24 protein-coding genes and 3 pseudogenes are annotated in these 24,645 nt (G+C 70.0%); 6 read left to right on the top strand and 21 right to left on the bottom strand.

All coding sequences use genetic code 11. The features are described from left to right. Nucleotides 1–38: 38 nt before the first annotated feature. The gene (locus ACFZDA_RS00785; protein ID WP_391072830.1) at nucleotides 39–410 is read right to left on the bottom strand and encodes a hypothetical protein; all 372 of its coding nucleotides are present in this window, start codon (nucleotides 408–410) and stop codon (nucleotides 39–41) included. A gap of 418 nt (nucleotides 411–828) precedes the next feature. Here ACFZDA_RS00785 and ACFZDA_RS00780 point away from each other — a divergent pair, with 418 nt between their 5' ends. Both ACFZDA_RS00780 and ACFZDA_RS00775 read left to right on the top strand, forming a co-directional pair. After that, entirely contained in the window at nucleotides 829–2,082 is a 1,254-nt protein-coding gene (locus ACFZDA_RS00780) for an MFS transporter (RefSeq protein WP_391072827.1), read from the top strand. A 343-nt stretch (nucleotides 2,083–2,425) separates the two neighbouring features. After that, on the top strand, nucleotides 2,426–3,598 hold the full coding sequence (locus ACFZDA_RS00775) for a hypothetical protein (RefSeq protein WP_391072824.1): 1,173 nt from the start codon (nucleotides 2,426–2,428) through the stop codon (nucleotides 3,596–3,598). Between the two features lie 248 nt (nucleotides 3,599–3,846). On the opposite strand, the gene ACFZDA_RS00770 is transcribed toward ACFZDA_RS00775, so the two are convergent. From ACFZDA_RS00770 to ACFZDA_RS00750, 5 genes are all read right to left on the bottom strand, one after another. Next, nucleotides 3,847–3,942 carry a hypothetical protein gene (locus ACFZDA_RS00770; protein ID WP_391074525.1) on the bottom strand — a complete coding sequence of 32 codons (96 nt, stop codon included), beginning with the start codon at nucleotides 3,940–3,942 and terminating at the stop codon, nucleotides 3,847–3,849. Between the two features lie 600 nt (nucleotides 3,943–4,542). Further along, nucleotides 4,543–5,517 carry a polyprenyl synthetase family protein gene (locus ACFZDA_RS00765; protein ID WP_391072821.1) on the bottom strand — a complete coding sequence of 325 codons (975 nt, stop codon included), beginning with the start codon at nucleotides 5,515–5,517 and terminating at the stop codon, nucleotides 4,543–4,545. 11 nt (nucleotides 5,518–5,528) lie between these two features. After that, nucleotides 5,529–6,356 carry a squalene/phytoene synthase family protein gene (locus ACFZDA_RS00760; protein WP_391072819.1) on the bottom strand — a complete coding sequence of 276 codons (828 nt, stop codon included), beginning with the start codon at nucleotides 6,354–6,356 and terminating at the stop codon, nucleotides 5,529–5,531. Between the two features lie 185 nt (nucleotides 6,357–6,541). Beyond that, complete coding sequence (locus ACFZDA_RS00755; protein ID WP_391072817.1) at nucleotides 6,542–7,384, bottom strand: ABC transporter permease; 843 nt, start codon at nucleotides 7,382–7,384, stop codon at nucleotides 6,542–6,544. Then, entirely contained in the window at nucleotides 7,381–7,986 is a 606-nt protein-coding gene (locus ACFZDA_RS00750; protein ID WP_391074522.1) for an ATP-binding cassette domain-containing protein, read from the bottom strand. Before ACFZDA_RS00750 ends, ACFZDA_RS00755 begins: the two co-directional genes overlap by 4 nt. Nucleotides 7,987–8,318: 332 nt before the next feature. Here ACFZDA_RS00750 and ACFZDA_RS00745 point away from each other — a divergent pair. Beyond that, nucleotides 8,319–8,902 (top strand): annotated as a pseudogene (locus tag ACFZDA_RS00745) (IS5 family transposase); the annotation flags it as partial. Nucleotides 8,903–9,055: 153 nt separating this feature from the next. On the opposite strand, the gene ACFZDA_RS00740 reads toward ACFZDA_RS00745, so the two are convergent. From ACFZDA_RS00740 to ACFZDA_RS00730, 3 genes are all read right to left on the bottom strand, one after another. Next, a complete protein-coding gene (locus tag ACFZDA_RS00740) occupies nucleotides 9,056–10,384 on the bottom strand; it encodes a TRAM domain-containing protein (protein WP_391072814.1) in 1,329 nt (442 codons plus the stop codon). A gap of 147 nt (nucleotides 10,385–10,531) precedes the next feature. Beyond that, nucleotides 10,532–12,583 (bottom strand): amino acid permease, encoded by a 2,052-nt coding sequence (locus ACFZDA_RS00735; protein WP_391072811.1) that lies wholly within the window; start codon nucleotides 12,581–12,583, stop codon nucleotides 10,532–10,534. 300 nt (nucleotides 12,584–12,883) lie between these two features. Further along, a complete protein-coding gene (locus ACFZDA_RS00730; RefSeq protein ID WP_391072808.1) occupies nucleotides 12,884–13,828 on the bottom strand; it encodes a PfkB family carbohydrate kinase in 945 nt (314 codons plus the stop codon). A 246-nt stretch (nucleotides 13,829–14,074) separates the two neighbouring features. Between ACFZDA_RS00730 and ACFZDA_RS00725 the strand changes: the two genes are divergently transcribed. Beyond that, nucleotides 14,075–14,746, top strand: a complete 672-nt coding sequence (locus ACFZDA_RS00725; protein ID WP_391072805.1) for an NAD-binding protein — start codon at nucleotides 14,075–14,077, stop codon at nucleotides 14,744–14,746. Next, nucleotides 14,746–15,423 carry a TrkA family potassium uptake protein gene (locus tag ACFZDA_RS00720; RefSeq protein WP_010035052.1) on the top strand — a complete coding sequence of 226 codons (678 nt, stop codon included), beginning with the start codon at nucleotides 14,746–14,748 and terminating at the stop codon, nucleotides 15,421–15,423. The genes ACFZDA_RS00725 and ACFZDA_RS00720 overlap by 1 nt, the downstream gene beginning before the upstream one ends. A 158-nt stretch (nucleotides 15,424–15,581) precedes the next feature. On the opposite strand, the gene ACFZDA_RS00715 is transcribed toward ACFZDA_RS00720, so the two are convergent. From ACFZDA_RS00715 to ACFZDA_RS00680, 8 genes and pseudogenes are all read right to left on the bottom strand, one after another. Further along, nucleotides 15,582–16,313 carry a DUF3159 domain-containing protein gene (locus ACFZDA_RS00715; protein WP_391072801.1) on the bottom strand — a complete coding sequence of 244 codons (732 nt, stop codon included), beginning with the start codon at nucleotides 16,311–16,313 and terminating at the stop codon, nucleotides 15,582–15,584. Between the two features lie 3 nt (nucleotides 16,314–16,316). Next, nucleotides 16,317–16,715 carry an OB-fold nucleic acid binding domain-containing protein gene (locus ACFZDA_RS00710; RefSeq protein WP_078602751.1) on the bottom strand — a complete coding sequence of 133 codons (399 nt, stop codon included), beginning with the start codon at nucleotides 16,713–16,715 and terminating at the stop codon, nucleotides 16,317–16,319. A gap of 65 nt (nucleotides 16,716–16,780) precedes the next feature. After that, entirely contained in the window at nucleotides 16,781–17,464 is a 684-nt protein-coding gene (locus ACFZDA_RS00705) for a response regulator (RefSeq protein ID WP_391072797.1), read from the bottom strand. Then, nucleotides 17,461–17,820, bottom strand: a pseudogene (locus tag ACFZDA_RS00700) (sensor histidine kinase); the annotation flags it as partial. The gene ACFZDA_RS00705 and the pseudogene ACFZDA_RS00700, both read right to left, overlap by 4 nt. Before the next feature lie 48 nt (nucleotides 17,821–17,868). Beyond that, nucleotides 17,869–17,988: pseudogene (locus tag ACFZDA_RS00695) on the bottom strand (alginate lyase family protein); the annotation flags it as partial. 177 nt (nucleotides 17,989–18,165) lie between these two features. After that, entirely contained in the window at nucleotides 18,166–18,918 is a 753-nt protein-coding gene (locus ACFZDA_RS00690; RefSeq protein ID WP_391072794.1) for a DUF3710 domain-containing protein, read from the bottom strand. Nucleotide 18,919: 1 nt separating this feature from the next. Further along, complete coding sequence (dut, locus tag ACFZDA_RS00685) at nucleotides 18,920–19,480, bottom strand: dUTP diphosphatase (RefSeq protein WP_391072792.1); 561 nt, start codon at nucleotides 19,478–19,480, stop codon at nucleotides 18,920–18,922. Beyond that, on the bottom strand, nucleotides 19,477–20,061 hold the full coding sequence (locus ACFZDA_RS00680; RefSeq protein ID WP_391072789.1) for a hotdog domain-containing protein: 585 nt from the start codon (nucleotides 20,059–20,061) through the stop codon (nucleotides 19,477–19,479). The genes dut and ACFZDA_RS00680 overlap by 4 nt, the downstream gene beginning before the upstream one ends. A gap of 58 nt (nucleotides 20,062–20,119) precedes the next feature. Between ACFZDA_RS00680 and ACFZDA_RS00675 the strand changes: the two genes are divergently transcribed. Then, a complete protein-coding gene (locus ACFZDA_RS00675; RefSeq protein ID WP_391072787.1) occupies nucleotides 20,120–20,578 on the top strand; it encodes a DUF3093 family protein in 459 nt (152 codons plus the stop codon). Nucleotides 20,579–20,854: 276 nt separating this feature from the next. Here the strand turns inward: ACFZDA_RS00675 and ACFZDA_RS00670 are convergent, their stop codons facing one another. From ACFZDA_RS00670 to ACFZDA_RS00655, 4 genes are all read right to left on the bottom strand, one after another. Then, a complete protein-coding gene (locus ACFZDA_RS00670) occupies nucleotides 20,855–21,808 on the bottom strand; it encodes a hypothetical protein (RefSeq protein WP_391072784.1) in 954 nt (317 codons plus the stop codon). A 13-nt stretch (nucleotides 21,809–21,821) separates the two neighbouring features. Next, a complete protein-coding gene (locus ACFZDA_RS00665; RefSeq protein ID WP_003993510.1) occupies nucleotides 21,822–22,118 on the bottom strand; it encodes a DUF4193 domain-containing protein in 297 nt (98 codons plus the stop codon). A 405-nt stretch (nucleotides 22,119–22,523) separates the two neighbouring features. Then, entirely contained in the window at nucleotides 22,524–23,756 is a 1,233-nt protein-coding gene (locus tag ACFZDA_RS00660) for an ATP-binding protein (RefSeq protein ID WP_391072782.1), read from the bottom strand. A 6-nt stretch (nucleotides 23,757–23,762) separates the two neighbouring features. Then, complete coding sequence (locus ACFZDA_RS00655; protein WP_003993508.1) at nucleotides 23,763–24,416, bottom strand: response regulator transcription factor; 654 nt, start codon at nucleotides 24,414–24,416, stop codon at nucleotides 23,763–23,765. Nucleotides 24,417–24,645 lie beyond the last annotated feature (229 nt).

The raw sequence follows: 24,645 nt of genomic DNA, 5'->3' as shown, positions 1-24,645 counted from the left end.
AGTCGCGACCCATGCGGCTACCTGCTCCTCCCCCGCTACTACGGTGGCCGCGGCATGCGGAAAGCGGAACGGGCCGGCGTCGCGAGCGGCGCGAGGCCGCACAGGGCGGCCTCCAGATGGTCCCGGTCGAGCAGCACGCCCTGCCCGCTCAGGGCTGCGCGCAGGCCATCGTCCACCGCACGCCCCGGAGTTCGCGCGCACACCAGGACCCACCGCACACCCGGCCCAAGCCCGCGTTGATCACGGGCCCGTACGGCGGCCCTGGCGGCCTCGGCCACATCGAGTCCGGATGCAGACGTCAAGGTGATCGCGTAGTCGCGTCCAGCGAGCTCGAAGAACACGGTCGGCTCGTCCGACGCGCGGTGGTCCACCATTGCTTCCTCGTCGGTGCGCCCCCATAACGGTCCCACGCCCTCGCAACCCCGCGATCGAACAGATTCTCGCTTCCATACGGCCTGACCCACGTCAGATGCTCGACCATGGCGCCGGTTGAACGGCACTCTGCCCTCCGCGCAGCCAGCCTGCCTGCCATAGCCGAAGGGCGGACGGAGGACTTATCAACTCGGTACGGTCGCAGCCGCGCGTCCCGGCATAAACCCCGGGGCCGAGCTGTACCGGGAAGGACGGCTGCTGCTGCATGAGTTGGTGACGGATACCTACCTGGTCGAGGACTTCGAGAAGGCGGCGAAGATGCGGAGGCGGGGTGGGTGGCTCGAGGCGCTGACCTTCTTGAAGGGGGTGCTCGGGACTTCTCGGGTGCTCACGAGATATCCACAGGCGCCGGAAATCTCCTGGGGCGTTGTCGGTGCCGGCCTCTAGCGTCGTCCCATGAGCTACCTCGACGTCGCCTCGAAGCAGGTTCTGATCTGGTCCTGCACCACCGTCGGCGCCCGCATGCCGGTGGCCATGGCTCCGTTGGCCCTGGTCTTCCTGGTGCGTGAACGCCCCGGCGGCTACTCCCTGGGCGCGCTCCTCGCGGCGGCCTACGTCATCGGCGAGATCGCAGGCGCCCCCGTCCTCGGGATGCGCCTGCGCCCCGACCGCGCCCGCGCTCACCTGGCCGTCGGGCTCGCGATCGGAGCCGCCGCCTTCACGGGCGTCGGAGTATTCCCCGACGCGCACGCGGCAGTCCTCGCCGGGTTTGCGTGTCTCGCCGGTGCCGCCCCGGCCGCTGCCACCGGTGGCCTGCGCACGCTGCTCACGGTGCTTGTCCCGGAGCGTGCAACAGCGCAGGCGCTGTCCGTCGAGTCGATACTGACGGCCGTCATCTGGGCCGTCTCCCCGGCCGCGGTTGCCGGCCTGGCACTCGGTGTCGCATCGCCCGTCCCGCTGTTCCTCTGCGCCGCCCTGATGGCGTCGTCGGTCGCGGGTTTGTGGCTGCTTCCGGCCCGCTGGGGCGCGGACGACACAGACGGCGAGGACCGGACGAGCGCGTCGCTGCTGCGCCTCTTGACCGGCGCCTGGCCGGTGTACGTCACGGGAGCCGCCAGTCTGGCCCTGCTCGGCCTGTCCGAACTTGTGCTGCCGGCCCTGCTCGAACAGCGCGGCGTCGGCGTCGGCTGGTCCGGTCCGCTACTGACCGGGATGGCGGTGGGCGGGGGGATCGGCGCCTTCGTCCACGGTCTTCGGTCCTGGCCCGGGCGGCTGCGCACCCGCAGCGTGGTGCTGATGGCCGGGACATCGGCGTGCGTGGCCCTCGCCGCGCTGACGCCTCACTCGGCCGGGATAGCCGCCGCGCTGGTCGTGGGGGGCACGCTCCAGTCGTGTGCGATGCTCACCCGCAACCTGTCTCTGCGCGAGGCACTGCCGCCGGGCGCTCTGGCCGCGGGTTACTCGGTGATGTACGCGGCGGCGGGTGCGGGTTACGCGGCGACAGGGTCGCTCGCCGGTGGTCTCCTCAAGGTTGTGGCACCGTCCACTGCCATCCTGGCCGGAGTTGGCCTCACCCTGGTGCTGACGGGGGTCGGCTGGTGGGGCGAGGTACATCGGGCCGGCCGTTCAGCGCCGGGAGCCGACACCACCGTAGCTCTTGGCTCCGCCGCTTCCAATCCCGTCGCCCCGGCCCGGAAGACCCAGCAATAGGCGGTCGAGGTTACGCCGAGCGCCTGTTGTAGGTGCTACCTCATCGATTGGGCCAGCCGTGCCGACCTACCGGGCCGGAGCCCGCCCTGGTCCATTTGGCCGACTGCCTACGTCCGGTCTACGGCGCGGTCTCTGGGCCCGCGACTTGAACGGGCCCGGTCAGGGTTGTCCACAGGGCTGCGCGCGGTACAGGGCTGGCAGATCCTTCTCACGGCCGGCGTAACCGACGATGCGCGGCAGCGCGTTTACGTCACCAAAGGATCGCTAACCAGCGCATACCGCAAGGCAGTTCGGGCAACCGGCGATCTCCCGTCGCACTGGCCGATGATCGTAGAATCACCGCATGTCGGTCGTCTCACATCTGTACCACGGTGAGTTGAGTGACTGGTGCGAGGCGCGGTTGCCCGGCTCGTCCGAGGCAGCCCGGCACATGGCGGCTCAGGTTCGTGACTGCTTCGTCACGCGCCCGGAGGGCTCAGTCGACCGGCATCACTGGAGCCAGGCCGGCCGGGCCTTCACGCTGCGCCTGGCCGCACTGATCCAGCCCGCCCCACCCTATGCGGCATTGCTGGGACTGGCTGGCGCCGGGCTTGTCTCGCGCTCCTGGGCAGACGCCCAGGCGGCACGCTACCCCACCCATGCTGGTCTGCCTGAGGACCGCCGCGAGCGTGCACTGGACATGCGTCCGACGCCGAGCGGCTGGATCGACCTCAAGACGGCACGCGACGCGGGAGCGACAGTCGGCATGGTGTTCACCTCCGCAGAGCGGGGACACCGCGGTTTCTCGCGTCCCGGCCTCCCGGACGAGCCGGTGCTCGGCGAGCTGTTCAACCGGATGCGCGACTACTTTGCCGCGCATGCCCCACTCGGACGGCTCGGCGGGCCAGGGCCGGAACGGGGCCTGGCCCGGCTGTGCTGGATCCTCGCCGCGTTCCAGTACGCCTACCGCAACAACAGCATCGAACACCCGCTGTTCCGAGTGTTCCGAGAGGACGTTCCGAGCGTCGAGGAACTACACCGTAGCGCGCACAACGAGGCGATCGCCGATCCCCTGGCCCTCACGCAGGGGCTGATCACCTCGGGTGCCCTGGAGCAGATGCGCCACCTGGCCGGTGATCCGCCAATCGGCACGCCCTGGGGCACCACCTGCCCGGTGATCTTCGACCACTGGGACGATCACACCTTCGTCCTCGACGGCCCGGACGGCGCGACCCTGCTGGAGATCGCGAGCGTGGTCACCGCCGATGTCGCCACCAGCCGGGCGCGCCGCCGCATCTGGAAGCTGCTCGCCGGCGCGTGGCTCGACACTGCCGACACCTTCCGAATCCGAACCCTCGCCGTGTATTTCGCGCGACATGGCGTACTGGTCGTCTGGCCGGTGGCATCCCTGACCGAGCTCCTGCTCGAGGGCCGCGACCCACAGGAGGCCAGGAACGAGTTCGTTGGTCTGGCGACATGCCTGCGCGACAAGGACCGCGCCCGCCGATCCGCATGGCACGCAGGCCGTGACCTGTAGCAGACCAGCAGGGCAAGTCCGGCAGTCGCTCGCGGGAGCGGGGACCTACCCCCATCGGAATCCGCGTCACTGCACCCGCCTCGGCCGTCCGGCATAGGCACCAGTACGGGCAAGATGTTCTTCGGGCTCGCTCGATCGAGTGGCGATGAAGGGCCTGGCCAGGTCGCAGGGTGTCCGGGCATTCGTGAGGCCCCAGGAATCCGCCGCGGCTTGGATCCCTGGGGCTTCACGTCGTGGGTCAGGTTTGGTCAGTGCTCGGACACGTCGCCCTGGGGACGACGTCGGCGTGCTGCCAGGACCACGCCGCCACCGGCGGCGATCAGGAGGCCGGTACTGCCGAGCAGCCATGGGGTGGCGTCGGCACCGGTGTGTGCGAGCGTGCCCTCGGGAGCTGGCGCCGAGGTACTCGGTGCGGCCCCGCGCGCGACCGGGACGTCGGACGCCGAGGCGGACGGGTATGAGGCGCTGCCGTCCTTACCAGGCTTGTCCAGAGTCGGACTGTCCGACGTCGGCTCGTCCTGGTTCGGCTTGTCGGACAGCTACCCGGCGGGTGCCTTGATCTGCCTGCCCCAGAATCTGGTGCCGGTGCGGCTGCTGACGGCAGCTGGACAGTGGCCGTGCCGTTGGGGCCCGTGGTGAGTGTGAGGACGGTCTTGTCGCCGGTCCCGATGTTGACGGTGGATCCGGCCAGCGGCTTGCCGCTCTTGTCGTCCCTGGCCTTCAGCAGGAGGGAGGCGGGCTTGAAGGGGTCGATGATCGTCAGCGGTGCGTCGCTGCCCGGAGTGACAATGACGTCCTGGTCGTCGACCACGTCATGCAGCGGGCTGCCTTCCCTGTCAAGTTGATGTGTTCAGATCTCTCGCGTACGCCCGAGGTGTTGTGGGGCGGGTGCGGCAACAGACGTCGAGGGGTCTTTGGTGGAGCCGTGGCTGACAGGCGCTCCGTCAGTGCTGGCGGTCGGCTGCTGATGTGGCCAGTTGGGCGAGCCGGGTGGAGCCGGGCAGGCCGGTGAGTTCGGCTCGTGCTTGTTGGGCACAGGAGGACGCCATCCGGGTCGCCGTGCTGAGAGCGCCGGTGCGGGTCAGCACAGCGAGGACGTCTCGGTGTGCGGTGACGGGATCGGTGCCGCCGCGGAATACGGTGGCCAGGCGGCTACGGTCGGCTTGGTCGGCGGCTTCGTAGGCGAGCAGGACAGGCAGGGTGGGTTGGAGGTTGGCGACGTCGCTGGTGGCTGTCTTGCCGGTGACCTGGTCCTCGGCGGTGTAGGGGAGCAGGTCGTCACGGATCTGGAAGGCCATGCCGAGTTGTTCTCCGTACTGGCGTAGGGCCTGGTGCTGCTGCGGGGTTGCTCCGGCCAGGATCGCCCCGGCCTGGCAGGCGGCGCCGGTCAGCGCGGCGGTCTTGGCTTGCATGACGTTCAGGACGGTCGGCACTCCGCAGGTGAGGTCGCCGCGGATTTCGGTTTCGCGCATGATGCCCTGGCACATGTGGCGCAGAGCCTCGATGGTGACGCGTGCTGCTTGCAGCACGCGCTCGGCGGAGCCGCCGCTGAGCAGGGCCGCGATTCCGGCCATCGACAGTCCGTCGCCTGCTACCAGGGCTTCGGCGAGGCCGTACTGCTCGGCGGTGGAGGCCCGTCCGCGGCGTACCGGGTCCTGGTCGATGATGTCGTCGTGGACGAGGCTGGCGACGTGCAGGCATTCGAGGCCGGCCGCGAAGGCCAGCACCTGGTCGGCGGTGCCGCCGACGGCTTTGGCCGACTCCATGCACAGCACGGGGCGCAGGAGCTTGCCCGGGGGGAACAGGGCGTCCAGGCAGGCCAGCTCCAGCAGGCTGTCGCCGCTGCCCACCCAGCGCAGCAGCTCGGCCTGCAGGAGCGGAATGTCCGTGTCGCCTGCGGGGGTCACAGCAAGAGGCATGGCGCGTCCTTTCACAGGTCAGCAGGGATCACGGCGCGCATGAGGGGGCGCCACACGTTGAGCAGCGCACCTAGGGGAGGCTGTACCGGTCGGTGGAGGAGGTCCTGGCCCGCGGCCAGCACTGCGGCGATGAACAGGGCCAGGTGTTCACAGCGGGCGCGCCAGACGGCGCTCACGGGACCGTGGTCCACTTCAGCGGCCTTGTGCAGTTGCTCGCTGACACGCTCGGCCTCGAACGCGATGAGGTCGGCCGTAGCCGGTGTCCAGCGTTTGGACTTGATGTCCTCGGCGCGCACGTTGAACCGGTCGAGGTCCTCCAACGGCAGGTAGAGGCGCCCGTCGTCGAGGTCTTCCGACAGGTCACGCAGCGCATCCGTCATCTGTGCGAACACAGAGAACTCGCGTACCAGCAGCTCGTATGCGGGTTCGGTCTCGTCGTCCATCACCTGGTAGACCATGGCCATCGGGCCACCGGTCATCTGCATGCTCCACAGGCGCAGTTCCTCGAAGGTGGCGAAGTCACGGAAGTCGAGGTCCCGCTGCATCGCGCTGAACATGTCCTCAATCACCGACAGCGGCATGCCGTAAGTCCGGTAGGTGTGGACCGTGGCGTGCAGGACAGGGTCGTGGGAGCCGCCGGCGGCGAAGGCTGCCCAGGTGTCCTCGACAAATGCGGTGAAGCGCCGCTGACGTTCTTCGACCGGGCCGGTGTCGACGTAGAGATCGGCACGGTACCCGTGTGCGAGCAGTGCCGCCGTGTGAGGCCGGGCCGCTGCGGGAGCGATGCGCAGGCCGTGCGTGTGCGCGATCCCTCCGTCGGCGCCGGCCAGCTCGCGCACGCACACCGTGTAGCAGTGCCGAAGGACGGGATCGGTGATACCCGCCGCGTCCAGCCATCGCCTTACCAGCATCTGTGAGTCCTTTCTGGTCAAACGGCTCCCTTCCGGGGCCAGGACTTCGCTCTGCGTTGGGGGCGCAACCGTCCCTCGTAGGGTGCTTGTGATCCGTCGCGCCGGGGTGTTGCTCAGCGGGGCGTCGACGTGTCCCGGGCCGGGTGCGCAGGTTGCCGGTGCCCAGGTGGCCAAGGCAGACGCAGGGGCGGCCGGATGGTCAGGGCGTCTTTGGTGCGGCGGTGGAAGGCGAGCAGGCCCAGGAGTGCGGCGCCGGCAAACCACAGGATCTGTACGGCCAGATCCCCGGGCAGGGGTTCGGGGGTGAAGCCCGCGGCGGTGGCGGCCTGCATGGTGCCGTAGGTGGGCAGGAATTGGATGGCCGCACTTTGGGTGCCGCCGCTGGCCAGGGGGCTTTGCAGGCCGACGTCGACGAGGCTGGTCATGATCAGGGCGAACATGCCCTCCACTTCCCGGCGCAGCAGGGAGCCGAAGACGACGCCGAGCGCCCCGTAGGTCATCGCTCCGCAGAACAGGGCCGCGGCGAGCAGCAGGGGCCGGCGCGGGCTCCAGGCGGTGCAGATCACCGCGGTGGCATAGGTGGCGATGGCACTGGAGGCCAGGGTCAAGGTGGTGGTCTTGGCCAGGACGAGATGGATGCGGGGGTAGCCGGCCATGGCCAGGCGGCGGTCGAAGCGTCCGCCGTTGAACGTGACGGCGAACATCATGAACCCGGTGATCAGGGTGACGGCGTTGATGGCACCGGTGATCTGCGTGATCTGGTTGCCTGCGGGTGCCAGGAGCCGGCCTGTCGCGCGCAGCGTGAAGGTCACGGTCCTGCTGGGGATGACGGCGTAGGCCAGGCTGATCCAGGAGGGGATGAACAGGGCGACCAGGACCATGGCGAGCCTGTTACGGGCGTGCTCGACCAGGTCGAATCGGGCTGCAGTGGCAAACAGCTGCAGGTGGCGCCTCACGCCGGCACCGCCTGGGCGGGGTGCAGGACGCCGCCCTGAAGCCGCCACAACTCGTCCAGGCGCTCAGCGTCATAGGCCAGGTGCGAGACGACAAGGACCGAGCGGCCCGCATCACGTAACCGTGCCGCCAAGTCCCAGAAGCGCTGGTAGGTGTCCCAGTCGAACCCCTGGTAGGGCTCGTCCAGCAGCAGTAATTGCGGGTCGTGCATCAGCGCCAGGGTCAGGTTCAGCTTCTGACGGGTTCCGCCGCTCAGCAGACCGGCACGCTCATCGGCGTACTCCGTCAACCGCAGCGCCTCCATGACCTCCCCTGCGTGCCGCAGATCAGGCAGCTCCCGTGCGACGCGGAAGAACTCCAGGTGCTGCCGCACGGTCAGAGCGTCGTTGACCACCACGTCCTGTGGGCAGTAGCCGAAACGGCCTCCATGACGGACCGTGCCACGCTGCGGGCACAGCTCACCAGACAAGATCTTCAACAGTGTGGACTTGCCCGCACCGTTCTCCCCGACGATCCCGGCCAGCACGCCAGGCCGCAGATCAAGCTCCAAGCCCCGTAGAACCTCACGACGACCGTACGCGTGACGCACATCCCTGACTTCCACCGCACCCCCAGGCTCGTAGAACGTGCCACGCACGCGCTGCCGACCGCTCGCCCTCACGGCAAGGTTAGGCATCACATATGGTCAAAAGCACAGCTGAGGCCGCTGGATAGCCCGCACGAGTGAAGGCCGCCCCGTAAACACGGCCGAGAGCTGAGCCGAGTGACGCGAACGGCGTTGGCTGCGGTTCTTAACGAACTGCAGCCATCGAGGTGCGCAAGATCGGGTGGGCCGACTGACGAAGCCTTCGAGCACTGAGCGGTCTTCACTGCGGACCGCGTTGCTGGGCACGTAAGACGTCGTTTCTGATGGCGTGATCGCTCGGTGAGCCGTGCATGACGGATCTGGTGGAGCGGTTGGTGCCGGACGAGTTGTGGACGCTGTTCCGACGGGTGGTCCCGCCGACGGAGGTCATACGCCCTCAGGGCGGTGGGCGCCGGCGGGCCGGTGACCGCGAATGCCTGGCAGCGATCATCTTCTTGGCCACCTCGGGCTGCACCTGGCGGCAGCTGCCACCGGTGTTCGGGCCGGCCTGGCCCACGGTCTACCGACGCTTCGCCCAGTGGAGCCGGGACCGGGTGTGGGCCAGACTGCACCGGATCATCCTCGACGAACTCGGCGCTCGGGGCGAGCTCGACTGGTCGCGGTGCGCGATCGACTCCGTCAGCGTCCGGGCGGCAAAAGGGGGCCACTGACCGGACCGAATCCGACCGACCGCGGCAAGCCGGGATCGAAAATCCACCTCGTCACCGACCGAAACGGCGCGCCGCTGTCGCTGGGCATCTCCGGCGCCAACATGCACGACAGCCTCGGCCTGGAACCGCTCGTACGCGGGATCCCGCCCATCCGCTCCCGCCGCGGCCCGCGCCGCCGGCGTCCGGCCAAGCTCCACGCAGACAAGGGCTACGACTACGACCACCCGCCCTCGGGATCGAAGAGCACAGCCGCCTGCCACGCCTGATAGCCCATCAGAACGTGCGTCAGACGTGCGTCAAAAGTGCGCCGCATGCGTCAAATATGCGTCAAGATATCGCCCGTAGCGCCCACAACGCCCCTCACCCAAAACAGCTGGTCAGGAGCCCTTTCCGGCAGGTTCAAGGATCGCCACGCACTCAACGTGGTGCGTCATAGGAAACAGATCGAACGCCCGCAGCATCCGCACCCGATACCCCCCACCCCGGAAGTACCCCAAGTCCCGAGCCAACGCCGCCGGATCACACGCCACATACGCGATCCGCCGCGCCCCCAGCGACGACAGATGCTCCACCGTCTGCCGGCCCGCCCCCGCCCGCGGCGGATCCAGGACGATGAGGTCGACCTCCGTGATCCCCGTCCGCGGCAACACGCTTTCGACCTTGCCCTGTTCGATACGCACGCGGTCGAACTCGGCGAGGTTGTGCCGCGCGTCCTCCACCGCCCGCTTGCCGGACTCGATGCCGAGGACTGCGCCCTGGTCGCCGACCCGGTCGGCGAGGGCGCCCGCGAAGAGGCCGACGCCACAGTACAGGTCCAGCGCCATGTCCCCCTTGCGGGGCAGGAGGCCCTGCATGACGGCCGTCACCAGGGTGTCCGCAGCCTGCGGGTGGACCTGCCAGAAGCCGCCGCCCCCGACGCGGTAGGTCCGGCCGTCCGCACGCTCGCGGACGAAGGGGCGGCCGTGGACGCGGTGGACGCCACCGGAGCGCTCGTCCACGCGCAGCACCGACACCGGGCGGTCGAGTTCGACCAGCGGGAGGCGCGCGCCCGGCTTCGGCGTGAGGATCACCTGGCGGTCCTGCGAACCCGTCGCCGCGATCGCTTCGACGGAGTCCATGCCGGTCCAGACCCGCTTCTCGATGCCCAGCTCGCTGACCCCCTCCGCGGCGATCATGCAGTGGTCGATCGGCTCCACCTCGTGGGAGCGGTGCCGGCGCAGGCCCGCGCGGCCGTCGGCCGTGACCGCGTACTGGACGCGGGTACGCCAGGACGGAACCTGGCCCGCGGGCACCTTGTCGCCCTCGGCGGGCGCGACCGTGCCGTCCCAGCCGGCCTCCTCCGGGGTGAGGCCGGCCAGGTGCCGGAGCTGTTCGGCGATGACGTCGGCTTTCAGGCGCCGCTGCGCGCCCGGCTTGGCGTGCTGCCAGTCGCAGCCGCCGCAGCGGCCCGGGCCGGCGAACGGGCAGGGGACGTCGATCCGGTCCTTGGAGGCGTCCAGCACCTCCACCGCGTCCGCGCGCAGGAACCGGGCGCCCTGCTCGCCCTCCGTCACCCGCGCCACGACCCGCTCACCGGGCAGCGCGTGCCGGACGAACAGCACCTGGCCCTCGGACGTACGGGCGATGCAGTGGCCGCCGTGGGCGACGGGGCCGATCTCGACCTCGTATTCCTCCCCCACCAGCGACTTCCTCGGTTCTGCCTGCATGGTGGGGTGACTCCAAAACACGTGGGGGGCAAGGGCCGACGGAAACGGCCGGACAACAGCCCACCAGTCTACGTGGGCACCACCCGGCCGTTTCACACCAGCCGTCGTCTCACGACCGAGCGGTCATCTCACGACCGAGCCGTCGTCTCACGACTTGTGCTCGGTGGACTCCTTCGACCGCACCTGTGCGGGACCGCGCCGCACCGAACCCGGCGCGTTCCACTCCTGCCGCCTGCGGGCCCGCCGCTTGGCCGCCTCGGAGGACTGGAGCTGGTACGGCACCGAGGTCACCATGATCCCCGGCGTGAACAGCAGCCGGCCCTTCAGCCGCAGGGCGCTCTGGTTGTGCAGCAGATGCTCGTACCAGTGGCCGACGACGTACTCGGGGATGATCACGGACACCGCGTCCCGAGGCGATTCCTTGCGCAGGCCCTTGACGTACTCGATGATCGGCCGCGTGATCTCGCGGTAGGGCGAGTCCAGGACCTTCAGCGGTACGTCGATGCCGCGCCGCTCCCATTCCTCGCGCAGCGCCTTGGTCTCCGCCGGGTCGACGTTGACGCTCAGGGCCTCCAGGCTGTCCGAGCGCATCAGCTTGGCGTAGGCCAGGGCGCGCAGTGCCGGGCGGTGGATCTTGGAGATCAGGACGACGGAGTGGATGCGGGACGGCCGCAGGCTGTCGTCGCTCGGGCCCTCGGGGGCGGCGATCTCCTCGGCGACGCGGTCGTAGTGCTTGCGGATGGCCGTCATCGTCGCGTAGAAGATCACCATGCCGAGCAGGGCGACCCACGCGCCGTGCGTGAACTTGGTGACGAGGACGACCACCAGCACGAGGCCGGTGAAGAAGGCGCCGAAGGCGTTGATGGCGCGCGAGCGGATCATGTGGCGGCGCTTGGCCTGGTCCTGCTCGGCGGCCAGGAGGCGGTTCCAGTGCCGGACCATGCCGGTCTGGCTGAGCGTGAAGGACACGAACACGCCGACGATGTACAGCTGGATCAGGCGCGTGGAGTCGGCGCCGTAGATGCCCACCAGCAGTCCGGCGGCGCCCGCGAGGAGCACGATGCCGTTGGAGAAGGCGAGGCGGTCGCCGCGGGTGTGCAACTGACGCGGCAGGTAGCGGTCCTGGGCGAGGATCGAGCCGAGCAGCGGGAAGCCGTTGTAGGCGGTGTTCGCGGCGAGGAACAGCACCAGCGCGGTGGCCGCGGCCAGCACGATGAACAGGAAGCTGCCCTTGCCGAAGACGGCCTCGGCGACCTGCGAGATCACCGGGTTCTGCACGTAGTCCGCGCCGATCGGGACGCCGTTGTGGAAGAGATCGCGGGCCGGGTTCTCGGCCATGCGGACGTCGGTCGTGGCGGCCAGGGCGATGATGCCGCAGAACATGGTGACGGCGAGCAGGCCCATCATCGCGAGCGTGGTCGCGGCGTTCCTGGACTTGGGCTTGCGGAAGGCCGGGACGCCGTTGGAGATCGCCTCGACGCCGGTGAGCGCGGCACAGCCGGAGGAGAAGGCGCGCAGCAGCAGGAAGACCAGGGCGAAGCCCGCCAGGCCCTGGTGCTCGGGTTTGATGACGTAGTCCGCCGTCGGCGCCCGCATGGTGTCGCCGAGGACCAGTCCGCGGAAGGCGCCCCAGGCGATCATGGTGAAGACGCCCGCGACGAAGACGTACGTCGGGACGGCGAACAGCGAGCCCGACTCCTTCACGCCGCGCAGGTTCATCAGCGTCAGCAGCACGATCACGCCGATCGCGCACAGCACCTTGTGTTCGACCACGAACGGGACTGCGGAGCCCAGGTTCTCGATGCCGGAGGAGATCGACACCGCGACGGTGAGGACGTAGTCGACGAGCAGCGCGCTGGCGACCGTGAGGCCGGCCCGGGGGCCGAGGTTGGTGTTCGCCACCTCGTAGTCGCCGCCGCCGCTGGGGTAGGCGTGCACGTTCTGCCGGTACGACGCCACCACGGTGAACATCAGGACGACCACCGCGACCGCGATCCACGGACTGAAGTGGTACGCCGTCACACCCGCGATCGACAGGACCAGCAGCACCTCCCCCGGCGCGTACGCGACGGAGGACAGTGGGTCGGAGGCGAAAACGGGTAGTGCGATGCGCTTCGGCAGGAGTGTTTCCCCCAGCCGGTCACTGCGCAGTGCGCGCCCGATCAGGATCCGTTTGGGCACGTCGGTCAGTTTGGACACAACAGTGGATCGTAAGCGTTCGAATGCGGGCTCGCCCACCCGCCACCCCCCCATCGGCGTTCCCTCTGCTCTCTGAGTGAATTCAGAGGCTGCTGCGGCTGCGGATTCGGCAGGTCACCCGGATCCCATGCCTATATGACTAAGCCCTGTCCGTCTTCCGGCCGTTGCCGCCCCTGGAGGTCCCATGCACCCGACCGCAGAACTGATCGGCGCCGCGGCCACCCTCGTCGCCCTCGCAATCCTCACCGTGGCCAGCGTGCGCAGCATCAGCCGCCGCAAGGACGTGTCGCCGGACACGCCCTAGAGAGGCGGACGCCCCTGCCCGTCGCTGAACCGCTCCCGCTCCAGTTCCGCCACCCCGGCACGCAGTTCCTCCCACCCGATGCTCTCCGTCCGGGTCGACGGGACCGTGCAGGCGTATGCCCCGGCCACGGTGCCGTGCAGGGCGCAGCCGCGGGGCGGGGCGCCCCGCAGCCAGGCGTGGAGGAACGCGGCGGCGAAGGCGTCGCCCGCACCGTTGGAGTCGACGACCGGCGCCGGGGGTGTGGCGGCGGGTACGTGGGTCAGCTCGCCGTCGGTCAGCAGGTACGCGCCGTCCGCTCCGGCGGTGGCGACGACGGTCCGGGCCCGGCCCCGCTCGGTGATCCGCCGCATGGTCCGCTCCGGGTCGGCCAGGGCCGTGCGGGACAGGAAGACCAGGTCCGCCTGGCGGGCGAAGGTCTCGTGGTAGGGGTCGGAGCCGTCCCAGTCGTGCAGGTCGGTCGAGATCGTGATGCCCGCCTCACGCAGGACCGGCAGCGCGTGGGCGCACGGCTGGGTGATGACGACATGGGCGTGCAGGCTTGCCGCGGCCAGCTCCCGCAGCGTGGCCTCGGGCAGCCGGTCCGTCTCCGCCGAGCGGGTGGCGTCGTACAGCGACAGCCGTCTGCCGTCGGGGCCGACGAGGTTGACCGCGCGCTTGGTGCCGAGCGGCTGGGGGACGGCGGTGAGCGCGATGCCGTGGTCCCGGTGCAGGGCGCGGACCAGGTCGCCCTCGGGGTCGTCGCCCAGCATGTCGACGTGATGCGTGCGCAGCCCCAGCGCGCTCGCGGCCAGCGCGACGAAGTCCCCGCTCTGGCCGGCGCGCGTCACGATCCCGGGCCGGATCATGTGACTGTCGGCGAGCGGCACGGGCAGCTCGGGCACGTGCACGATCGTGTCCACGCCCGCGCCGCCCAGGACGAGGACGTCGATCTCGCTCCTCATGTCGGCCTTCCTCCCCGCCGAGGCCCGGCAGGGCCCTCGGCAACCCCTTCGACTTTGCCGATACGTTGGAGTCGGGCAGTTGAACGCGGCACCGCCCCCGGAAGGCATCATGGCGTGATTCCCCTTGCATGATGTTGCCTGGCGGCCGGCACTCAGGCCGCGACTGGTGCCTGGCGAGCCGAAAGAGAGACATGAGCAGGACATTGTTGATGGTCAGAGGGCCCGTAGGAAGCACGGTGTGACGCGATGCATATTGTGATCATGGGTTGCGGAAGGGTGGGTTCCGCCCTGGCCCAGAACCTGGAGCAACAGGGCCACACCGTCGCCGTGGTCGACCAGGACCCCACCGCCTTCCGCCGCCTGGGGTCCTCCTTCGGCGGCCGCCGGGTCACCGGGGTCGGCTTCGACCAGGACACCCTGCGCGAGGCCGGAATCGAGGAGGCAGGCGCCTTCGCCGCGGTCTCCAGCGGTGACAACTCCAACATCATCGCCGCGCGCGTGGCCCGCGAGATGTTCGGCATCGAGAACGTCGCCGCCCGCATCTACGACCCCCGCCGCGCCGAGGTCTACCAGCGCCTGGGCATCCCCACCGTCGCGACCGTCCGCTGGACGGCCGACCAGATGCTGCGCCGCCTGCTCCCCTCGGGCGCCGAGCCGCTGTGGCGCGACCCCACCGGGGGCGTCCAGCTCGCCGAGGTGCACACCTCCCCCGCCTGGGTCGGCCACAAGATCAGCCGGATCCAGGAGGAGACGGGCGTGCGCGTGGCGTTCCTGACCCGGCTCGGCGAGGCGCTCCTGCCCACCTCGCAGACGGTGTTGCAGGAGGGCGACCTGGTGCACGTGATGATGCGCACCGACGAGGTCGACACGGTCGAGGCGGCGTTCGCCAAGGGTCCCGAAGAGGAGGGCGGTCTCTGATGAGGGTCGCCATTGCCGGTGCCGGCGCGGTCGGCCGCTCGATCGCGGGCGAACTGCTGGAGAACGGCCACGAGGTCCTGCTGATCGACAAGGCACCGACCGCCATCTCGGTCGAACGCGTCCCGCAGGCCGAGTGGCTGCTGGCCGACGCCTGCGAGATCACGTCCCTGGACGAGGCGGCGCTGCAGCGCTGCAACGTCGTCATCGCCGCGACCGGCGACGACAAGGTGAACCTGGTCGTCTCGCTCCTCGCCAAGACGGAGTACGGCGTTCCGCGGGTGGTCGCCCGGGTGAACAACCCGAAGAACGAGTGGCTGTTCAACGAGTCCTGGGGCGTGGACGTCGCCGTCTCCACACCCCGTCTGATGTCGGCCCTGGTCGAGGAGGCGGTGAGCGTGGGCGACCTGGTCCGCCTGCTCCGCTTCAGCCACGGCGACGCCAACCTGGTCGAACTGACCCTGCCGGAGGAGTCGGCCCTGGCCGGCACCCAGGTCGGGGACGTCGAGTGGCCCGAGGACACGTCCCTGGTCACGATCATCCGCGGCACCCGTGTCCTGACGCCCTCCCGGGAGGACTCGCTGGAGGCGGGCGACGAACTCCTCTTCGTGGCCGCCCAGGCCCGTGAGGAGCAGTTGGAGGACCTGCTGTCGGTACGCCGGGACAGCGCGGCGAGCTGAGCGGGGCCCTGCGGGGACAGGCGGAAGGGGCTTCCCGGATCCTCCGGGAAGCCCCTTCCGCTTGCTTCACCTCTCGGCCGACCGCGTCGGGCGGGGGGTGGGCATACGCCCTTGGGATCCGGGGGCGGAGCCCCCAGTGAGTCCAGCACAAACGCCGGTCACTGCTCGGCGGACCGAGCAGCAGCTTCCCGCTCCCTCTCCTCCGCGGCCTTCTCCTCCGCCTCCATCTCCGCGAACACGTCGATCGGCGCGGGCGCCTTCGCCAGGAAGACCCACGTCAGCCACACGGCGAGCAGGAACGGCGGGATCTTCAGGGCGACCAGGACCCAGCCCAGCTGGGTGGTGTCGGCCCACCAGTACAGCGGGAAGAGGATCGCGCACTTGGCGAGCAGGATCGCGCCCCAGGCGTAACTGGCCTTCGCGTACGCCTTCTTGCGGCCGGGGTTCCGCGTGCGCCAGGAGAGGTTCTCCTTGAAGACCGGGCCGAGGATCAGCCCGATCAGCGGGACACCGCACAGCGTGGTGACGATGTAGGCGAGTCCCAGACCCAGCGTGTAGAGCATGCCGGGCAGGTAGAAGTCCTTGGCGTTGCCGGTCATCATCGCGAAGACGACACCGAACGCCACACCGAAGACACCGCTGAAGGCGTGCTTGACGGTGTCCTTCATCACCAGCCGGACGGCGACCAGCACCAGCGACACGGCCAGCGCCGCGATCGCCGACAGGTGCAGGTCCTTGTTGATCGTGTAGATGGTGACGAACAGCAGGCCGGGCACCACCGTCTCGACCATGCCCCGCACGCCGCCGAAGGCTTCGAACAGGGCGGCTTCGGTCACCGCCCGGGCGTCGTCCGCAGATGTCTCTTCGGTCGGCTTGTCGAGCGACGTCACCGGCTACTCCCGTCCGAGGGGTCTCAGTTCGTACTTGGGATTGAACAGCACCCGGCGGCCCCGGCTCATCGAGATCCGGCCCGATGCGATCAGCTTGCGCCCCGGTTCTATCCCCACGATGGAGCGCCTGCCGAGCCACACCACGTCCAGCGCGGCGGAGCCGTCGAACAGCTCGGCCTCCAGGGCCGGGACGCCGGCGCGCGGCCGCAGGGTGACCGTGCGCAAGGTACCAGTAACCGTCACTATCTGCCGGTCCTGGCAGTCTCCGATCCGGATACAGCCCGTGGTCTCGGTGTCCTCGCGCAGCTCCTCGGACTCCAGGTCCTCCTGTGACGAGGAGAGCCGGTCGAGCATGCGCCGGAACCGGCCCGCAGGCTTCTGCGAACGAGGAACAGCACTCATATCTAGAGCGTACCGGGGGCTGCTGAAAGCCATGTACTCCCGGGACTTCGCGGACCCCCAGGACCTCACTTCTCGAACCGGTACCCCATCCCCGGCTCCGTGATGAAGTGCTTCGGATGGGAAGGGTCCGCCTCCAGCTTCCGCCGCAGCTGCGCCATGTACACGCGCAGATAGTTGGTCTCCGTCCCGTACGACGGCCCCCACACCTCCTGGAGCAGCCGCTTCTGCCCGACCAGCCGGCCGCTGTTGCGGACGAGTACCTCCAGCAGATGCCATTCCGTGGGGGTCAGCCGTACGTCCTTCCCGGCGCGGACGACCTTCTTCGCGGCCAGATCGACGGTGAACTCGCCGGTCTCCACCAACATCTCGTCGGCACCGCCCCCGGCCGGCTCGGCCCGCCGCACGGCGGCCCGCAGCCGGGCCAGCAGTTCGTCCATGCCGAAGGGCTTGGTGACGTAGTCGTCGGCGCCCGCGTCCAGCGCCTGCACCTTCTCGTCGGAGGAGTGCCGGGCGGACAGCACCAGGATCGGCACGCGGGTCCAGCCGCGCAGGCCCCTGATCACCTCGACGCCGTCCAGGTCGGGCAGGCCGAGGTCGAGGACGACCACGTCGGGGTGGCGGGCGGCGGCGAGCCGGAGGGCGGTGGCACCGTCGTGGGCGGCGTCGACCTCGTACCCGCGTGCCCTGAGGTTGATCACGAGGGCGCGCACGATCTGCGGCTCGTCGTCGACCACCAGCACACGGGTCATGAGGAGGCCTGCCTTTCCGGTTCTGCCGCGTCTTCCGCCGCGTGGCCGAGCTCCGGGCCCGGTCCCGCCGCACGGAGGGTGAGGACCATGGTGAGCCCGCCGCCGGGGGTGTCCTCGGCGCCGAGCGTGCCGCCCATGGCCTCGGCGAAGCCGCGCGCCACCGCGAGCCCCAGTCCCACTCCGGAGCCGCGCGGGACGTCGCCGTAGCGCTGGAAGGGCTCGAAGACGCTCTCCTTGGCCTCGTCGGAGACGCCCGGCCCGCGGTCGGCCACCCGCACCTCGACCCGGTCGGCGAGCGCGCTGGCGGCGACCAGCACGGGCGTGCCGGACGGACTGTACTTGACGGCGTTCTCGACCTCGATGATCTCGGCGGCCTCGGGCCAGGAGGAGCCGGCCCAGCCTGTCCGCAGGGGCGCGTTGCTGTTGGTGTGGTCCCGGATCGCGGCGGACCAGGCGTCCATCAGCTCGATCGCCTTGCGCGCGTGCCGTTCGTCGCGGGTGACGTACCAGGCGAGGGCCTGGATGTAGGCGGCGATCGCGTCCGGTCGAAGGCGCCCTTCCAGAGCTGGGCGCCCGCGTTGACCTTGGAACGCGATGGACGGAGACAGTAGGTGCAGACCAATACCCCGTCAAGGCTCCCCGCATGAAGCGCGAGAAAGGGCCGCACCCTTGGGGGTGCGGCCCTGCTGTGTCTGCGACGCTCAGCGGACCTCGGTGATCTCCGGTCCGCGCTGGAGTTGGCCCATTCCGCCGGCGAAACGGGAGCCCTCCTCCTGCTGGACGCCCTCGGGGACCATCTGGGCGTCGTTGGGCAGCTTCAGGACGATCGGGTCGCGGGGCGCCATCGGGCCCTCGCCACGGACCACGACGGTGTCCCGGAAGATCTGCTCCAGCAACCCGGCGGCCTGCGGCTGCACCGCGCCCTGGCCCGAGATGACCCCGCGCAGGAACCAGCGGGGGCCGTCCACACCGACGAAACGCACGACCTGGAAGCCGCCGGTGCCGTCCGGCAGCTGCACCGGCACCTGGGCCCGCAGCTCCCAGCCCAGCGGCCCTTCGACCTCGTCGATGATGCCGCCCTGCTGGGTGATACCGGTCGCGATCTCCTCGCGCACCTCGCCCCAGATGCCCTCACGCTTGGGCGCGGCGAATCCCTGCAGCTGGATGGCGCTGTCCCGCAGCACGACCGTCGCCGCGACGATCGCGTCACCCGCGACCTCGACCCGCAGCTCCATGCCGTCGACGCCCGGCACGAACAGACCGCCGAGGTCGACCCGGCCCTCGCCGGGGTCGCTCACCTCGGAGCTGTCCCAGGGTCCGTCGGGCCTCGGCGCCGGCTCGAGCCTCAGGCGCTCGCTCTCGCCGCCCGCCTCACTGTCGACACCGTCGACGACCTGCTCGGCCTCGCCGGCCGCGTCCTCGGCGGCATCCCTCTTCTTGCGACGTCCGAACACGTCACTGTCCTTCCCGGTCGGATACGACCGAAGCGTATCGATTCCCACCCGTCTGACCGCCCAGGGCGGCCTGACCGCTTGTGCCGCTCGTCCCGTCCACCGCGGCGTGTCCTCCGGTGGACCCGAAGCCCCCCTCGGCCCGCGCGGAGCCGGGAAGCTCCGCCACCTCCCGGAAGCGGACCCTCTCGACCTGCTGGACGACCAGTTGGGCAATCCGGTCGAAGCGCTCGAACCGCACGTCCTCGCGCGGGTCGAGATTCACCACGATCACCTTGATCTCCCCACGGTACCCGGCATCAACCGTCCCCGGGGCATTCACCAGGGCGACGCCGCAGCGGGCGGCAAGACCGGACCGCGGGTGCACGAAGGCCGCGTACCCCTCCGGCAGGGCCACAGACACTCCCGTGGGCAGTACGGCCCGCTCGCCCGGCGCCAGCCGGCACGCCTCGGTGGTACGCAGATCGGCTCCCGCGTCCCCGGGGTGCTCATACGACGGAAGTGGTACGTCCGGATCGACGCGCCGGATCAGCACGTCGAGCTCTTGACGGGGCTCACGGCTCACGGGTTCACCTCGAAGGCGCGGGCGCGCCGGACCTGGTCCGGGTCGTTCATCGCCGCCTGGATCTCCTCCTGACGGCCGTGGTCGACGAAGTGGTCGACCTTGACCTCGATGAAGAGCGCGTCGGCACGCACGGCGAGGGGCCCTTCGGGGCCGCCGACGCGTCCGGTGGCGGTCGAGTAGATCTTCCGCCCGGCCACCGCCGTCACCTCCGCCTCCAGGTACAGCGTGGTACCGACGGGCACGGGCCGCACGAAGTCGGTCTCCAGCCGCCCGGTCACGGCGATCGTGCGCAGCAGCCAGTTCAGCGAGCCGAGCGTCTCGTCCAGGGCGGAGGTCAGCACACCGCCGTGGGCGAGACCCGGGGCGCCCTGGTGGGCGGGCTGCACGGTGAACTCGGCGGTGAGCGACACGCCCTCGCCGGCCCGGGCCTCCAGGTGCAGCCCGTGCGGCTGGTCGCCGCCACAGCCGAAACACTGGCCGTAGTGCGCGCCGAGGGGCTCACCGGGCGCCGGAGCGTCCGGATGCCGCACCGGTCGCACGGCGTCGTCCGGAGGCTGAAGAGCAGGGGAAGTACGACTCACAGCCGGAGACCTTACCCGCGCGTCGGCCCCCTCCGGACACCGTGTCAAGCTTGGCTCCATGCAGCTCTCCGCCGCCCCGTACGAAGAACGCCTGACCGCTCCCCGGTCCTGGTGGCTGTTGTCGTTCCTGGTAGGGGTCTCCATGGCCCTGGTCCTGCTCCCGTTCGGCACGCTGCCGATGCTCGGCGGCCTGGCCGGCGGCACGGCGGTCGCGGCCGTCGCCGCGAGTTCGTACGGCTCGGTCCGCATCCGGGTGGTGGGCGATTCCCTGATCGCGGGCGAGGCGAAGATCCCGGTGGCGGCGCTGGGCGAGGCGGAGGTCCTGGACGCGGAGGAAACCCGCGCCTGGCGCACCCACAAGGCCGATCCGCGCGCCTTCATGCTGCTGCGCGCCTACATCCCCACCGCCCTGCGCGTGGAGGTCACGGACCCGCAGGACCCGACTCCGTACCTGTACCTGTCCACGCGCGAGCCGGAGCGCCTGGCGGAGGCGCTGACGGCGGCGAAGCCGGCTTAGCACACGCACGCGAGGCGTCATCCGCCGCGCGAGGCGTCCTGCGGCGGCTGACGCACGATACGCGACGCGAGCCGGGGTCTACGGCACCACCAGAGCCCGACCGCACGCGCAGGGCGCCGGCCACCTGACGCGGGGCGGCACCCGGCACAGGCGCCGGTTCCCGGTTCGGATGGGCGGACGTGCGTCGTCCGCGTCGCGCACGCGCTCATGGCCGTGAGGCATGCGCCTCGCCCCCACTCGGCCACCCCCGCACCCGCGCACCGCCTCGGTGTCGCCTCAGCGTCCGTCGTCGCGCTTGCCGTGTCTGTCGTCGAGGCGGCCCAAGGGGTCGTCGGTGATCTCGTCCATCTCCAGGGCGTCCGCCGGACGCTCCAGGGCGGGGAGCGCCTCCAGGGCCTCCCAGGGCACCTGGATCTTTCGCAGGTCCTCGCGGATCCGGACGGCGAGCTTTCTCGTCTCGCTGCGGTTCATGACCGCCCCGACTGCGGCGCCCACCAGGAACGGCACCAGGTTCGGCATGCTGCGGACCATCCGCTTCGTGATCCGCTGGCGCAGTTCGCGCTTCATGCGGCTGTTCAGCGCCGTGCTCAGCGTCGACGGCTTGGTCGCGTCGATCCCGCGCTCCCCCGACCAGGCGTTGAGATACGCGGTGCTGCGCTGCTTGAGGCTGCCGGGCGGCCGTACGCCGTAGACCTCGTGGAGTTCGGCGATCAGCTTCAGCTCGATCGCGGCGACGCCGGTGACCTCGGCGGCCAGTTCCGTCGGCATCGCGGGCGGCACGGGGAGCATCGCCGCCGCGCCGATGCCGGCTCCGACCGTCGCCGTCGCCTTCGCCGCGCCCGCGACGAGTCTGTCCGCGAGCTCCTCGGGCCCCAGGCCCGGGAACTGCCTGCGCAGGGTCGCCAGGTCCCGTACGGGGACGCGCGGGGCCAGTTCGATGATCCGGTCGGCGAGGTGCGCGAGCCCCGCACGGGCCCGTTCACCGCCCTTGCGGGCGCCTTCCCAGGCCCGCTCCCGGATCGCCCCCGCCCGCCGTCGGGCGACGGGTGCGGGGGCGTCGACGGATGCCGGGAGGTCACCCCGGTCCGCTGCCGGTTCGAGCGAGGCCGCCCCCGTACCGGTTGAGCCTCGCTCGTCGTCACGCGCGCCGTGCTGCGGGCCGTCCATCGGCCCTTGGTCCGCTTTCCGCTGGGAGAAGCGGCGCTTCCGGGGAGGGGTCGAGCCGGTCACGGCCGACCCGTCCTCAGTCGCAGTCGCGGCAGATCGGCTGACCGTTCTTCTCCCGGGCCAGCTGGCTGCGGTGGTGCACCAGGAAGCAGCTCATGCAGGTGAACTCGTCCTGCTGCTTCGGGAGCACTCGAACTGCCAGCTCCTCGTTCGAGAGATCGGCGCCGGGCAGCTCGAGGCCTTCGGCGGCCTCGAACTCGTCGACGTCCACTGCGGAGGCCGACTTGTCGTTCCTCCGAGCCTTCAGCTCTTCGAGGCTGTCCGAGTCAACGTCGTCGTCGGTCTTGCGTGGAGTGTCGTAATCGGTTGCCATGTCGCTCTCCCCCTCTGGGTGTCTGCGGTGTCTCCAGCGCACGTAACGCGTGAGAGGCCGGACTTGTGCCCGACCTGAGGCGGAGATTTTGCCTCACATCAAGGTCTGTTACTCAATCGACACCCAACCGGACTCCTCACGAGTGATCGGCTTGGATGGCGATGGGGACCGTACACGGTCCGAATGCCGCACTACAAAGGCGTCTCACCGTGTACTTCCCGTGATCAAGACCCTCGAAAACCGGGATTTTCCCGGCTTTCCGACAGGACGCATGATCACGGAGAGTAGATGGCCAGAAAGGCGCCCCTGTGATCGATCACACACGGTGCACATGCCGTGAGATCTTGAAAATTCCGCGCAAAGCGAACATCCCCGTACGTCGCCGAGTTGATCGGCGACATGATCTCAGATGGGCAGCGTGACTCGCATCACGAGCCCACCCCCTTCGCGAGGCTGGGCGTAGATGTGCCCGCCGTGCGCCCGGGCCACCGACCGGACGATGGACAGACCGAGTCCGACACCCTTGTCGCTGCCCGTGCGCTCCGTGCGCAGCCGCCGGAACGGCTCGAAGAGGTTGTCGATCTCGTACGCCGGCACGACCGGGCCCGTGTTGGAGACGACCAGCACCGCCTGGCCGTGCTGGACGTCGGTGGTGACCTCGACCCAGCCGCCCTCGGCCACGTTGTAGCGCACGGCGTTCTGCACCAGGTTGAGGGCGATCCGCTCCAGCAGCACGCCGTTGCCCTGGACGACCGCGGGTTTCTGCTCGCCGCGGATGCGCACGCCCTTGGCCTCGGCCTCGCCGTGCACCTGGTCGATGGCCTGCTCGGCGACCTCGGCGAGGTCCACCGGGCCCCGCTCGACGATCTGGTTGTCGCTGCGGGCGAGCAGCAGCAGGCCCTCGACGAGCTGCTCGCTGCGCTCGTTGGTGGCCAGCAGGGTCTTGCCGAGTTGCTGGAGTTCCACCGGCGCTCCCGGATCGGACAGGTGCACCTCAAGGAGCGTGCGATTGATCGCCAGCGGTGTTCTCAGCTCGTGCGAGGCGTTGCCCACGAAGCGCTGCTGGGCGGTGAAGGCCCGCTGCAGCCGCTCCAGCATGTCGTCGAAGGTGTCCGCCAGCTCCTTCAGCTCGTCGTCCGGGCCGTCCAGCTCGATCCGGCGGGACAGGTCGGAGCCGGCCACCGCGCGGGCGGTACGGGTGATCCGGCCCAGCGGCGACAGGACCCGGCCGGCCATGGCGTAGCCGAAGGCGAAGGCGATGACCGCCAGGCCGAGCAGCGCCAGCAGCGAGCGGCTGAGCAGGTTGTCCAGGGCGTTCTGGCGCTGCTCGTTGACGCAGTGGTTCATGGCGTTGTTGAACTCGCTGGGCGAGGCCTGGTCGGGCAGGTTGCAGATGTCGCTGGTGACCTTGCCCTCGACGATCTTGAACGGCAGCTCGCTGCCCACGTTCAGCGCCTGCGCGGCCAGCAGGTAGATGATCGACAGCAGCAGGATGCCCGCGATCAGGAACATGCCGCCGTAGAGCAGCGTGAGCCTTATGCGGATGGTCGGGCGCAGCCAGGGGAGCGGCGGCGCGGGCCGCCGGGGGTCCCAGGTGGGCTTCGGGGGCGCCTTGGGAGGCGCGGGTGTGGTGGCCACGGCCGATCAGATCCGGTAGCCGGAGCCGGGTACGGTGACGATCACGGGCGGCTCGCCGAGCTTGCGGCGCAGGGTCATGACCGTCACGCGGACGACGTTCGTGAACGGGTCGGTGTTCTCGTCCCAGGCCTTCTCCAGTAGTTGCTCCGCCGAGACGACGGCGCCCTCGCTGCGCATCAGCACCTCCAGGACGGCGAACTCCTTGGGCGCGAGCTGGACCTCCTTGCCGTCGCGGAAGACCTCGCGGCGGTTGGGGTCGAGCTTGATCCCGGCACGCTCCAGGACCGGCGGCAGGGGCACGCTGGTGCGCCGGCCGAGGGCCCGCACCCGCGCGATGAGCTCACTGAACGCGAACGGCTTGGGCAGATAGTCGTCGGCGCCGATCTCCAGGCCCTCCACCCGGTCGCTGACGTCGCCGGAGGCCGTGAGCATCAGCACGCGCGTGGGCATGCCGAGCTCGACGATCTTGCGGCAGACGTCGTCGCCGTGCACGAGTGGGAGGTCGCGGTCGAGGACGACCACGTCGTAGTCGTTGACGCCGATGCGCTCCAGGGCGGCCGCGCCGTCGTACACGACGTCGACGGCCATGGCCTCCCGGCGCAGTCCGGTGGCCACCGCATCGGCGAGCAGTTGCTCGTCCTCGACGACGAGTACGCGCACGTCCCTGGTCCTTCCTGATGTCCGCCCGCGGAGCGCCGCACTGGCGCAGCCGGGCAGGGGTCTTCGACGGTCTGTTGGTGTGTTGCCCTCCATCCTGCCCTTTTCGGCCATAAGTCGGAGGTAAGGCGGGTGAGCGGGCGGGGCCCGATGCGGAATAAGAGATTTTCTCCCGCGGTTAGGTTTCCACGGAAGGGAGCTTGGGGAGGACGGCTTTACATCCCACGATCAC

The sequence above is a fragment of the Streptomyces sp. NPDC007991 genome, assembly GCF_042958445.1.
Classification (GTDB): domain Bacteria; phylum Actinomycetota; class Actinomycetes; order Streptomycetales; family Streptomycetaceae; genus Streptomyces.
Note: the sequence above shows the minus strand (reverse complement) of the source record. Positions and strands in the feature narration are given on the sequence as shown.